Origin of the sequence: Levilactobacillus tangyuanensis, from assembly GCF_003946545.1 — a bacterium.
GTDB classification, from domain to species: Bacteria; Bacillota; Bacilli; order Lactobacillales; family Lactobacillaceae; genus Levilactobacillus; species Levilactobacillus tangyuanensis.
Genome location: NZ_RHOA01000032.1, coordinates 1 through 1339 on the forward strand (window position 1 = coordinate 1; position 1339 = coordinate 1339).

A 1339-nucleotide genomic window follows, 5' to 3' on the forward strand; every position below is an offset into this window, starting at 1 on the left:
GAGTGTTTAAATAATTATGTGTAAATAGAAAAATAAGCAATTGAAAAGGGAAAGCCTCTCCCTTATGATAGTTAGCAACCACACTCACTTCATAGGACATAGGAGGCTTTCCCCATGACTCAGTTTAACAAAGAAATTATGGCAGCACTAGCACAAAAGCAAGATTTGGACGAAGTTTTTCGGCAACATTTGGAAACGGCCATCAATGATTTAATGCACGAGGAACTTTCATCGTTCCTCGGTTATGAACCCTACGACCGCCAAGGCTTTAACAGCGGCAATTCACGCAATGGGCATTATCTGCGAACCTTTAAAACTAAGTATGGGGAACTAAACTTGGAGGTTCCACGCGACCGAAATGGCGCCTTTAATACGCAAACTATTCCAAGCTATCAACGCCAAACGGATGGTTTAGAAGCCACGGTTGTCCAGCTCTACGAAAAAGGGATTACCACTAGTGAGATCGCGGATTTGATTGAGAAAATGTATGGTGCTCATTACACACCACAAACGGTTTCAAACCTCACGAAGGTCGTTGACCAACAGGTCAACGCCTTCAAGACGCGCCCTCTAGCGAGTCGTTACGCAGTCATTTATGTGGACGCAACATACTTACCTCTGCGCCGGGACTCAGTGGCTAAAGAAGCCGTGCATATCGCCATTGGCATTCGACCAAATGGTATGAAAGAGGTCCTAGCATACCAAGTCGCTCCAACTGAATCCAGTACCGTTTGGGAAGAGCTTCTCGTGGACATTCAGCAGCGTGGTGTAAAAGAAGTCCTCTTATTCGTGGCCGATGGCTTAGTCGGCCTTACCAACACAATTGGTGACCACTTCCCTAAGGCTAAGCTCCAGCAGTGCCTGATCCACGTCAGTCGGAACATTGAAGCTCACGTTCGAACTAAGGACCGACAAGAGGTCCTTAACGACTTCAAACTGATCCATCAAGCAGCTACCATGGACGACGCAAAACAGGCCTTAGCTGACTTCATAGACAAGTGGCAAAAGGCGTATCCAAAAGTAACGGGCAAGCTAGAAAATAATCCTCATCTCTTGACCTGTTTCACTTTTCCAGCTGCGATACGCAGTAGCATCTACAGCACAAATCTCATTGAATCATTCAACAAGAAGCTAAAACGGCAGACAAAGAAGAAAGAACAATTTCCAAATGAACCAGCACTAGAACGCGTTCTGGTCACAGTTATTCGTGACTACAACGGCCAAAATTTTGAGCGAACGCATCGAGGTTTCAAGCAAATTCAAGATACGTTAGAATCCATGTATTAGAAGCTAGCTAATGGGAGAGGACTTCCATTTACACAAAAAATTTGACACTCCC

General features: G+C 45.0%; 1 protein-coding gene. It reads left to right on the top strand.

What is annotated here, in order from left to right:
* The first annotated feature begins 114 nt into the window (after window positions 1-114).
* Window positions 115-1287: an IS256 family transposase gene (locus EKM96_RS10450; protein WP_057879063.1), complete on the top strand. Its 1173-nt coding sequence runs from the start codon at window positions 115-117 to the stop codon at window positions 1285-1287.
* Window positions 1288-1339 lie beyond the last annotated feature (52 nt).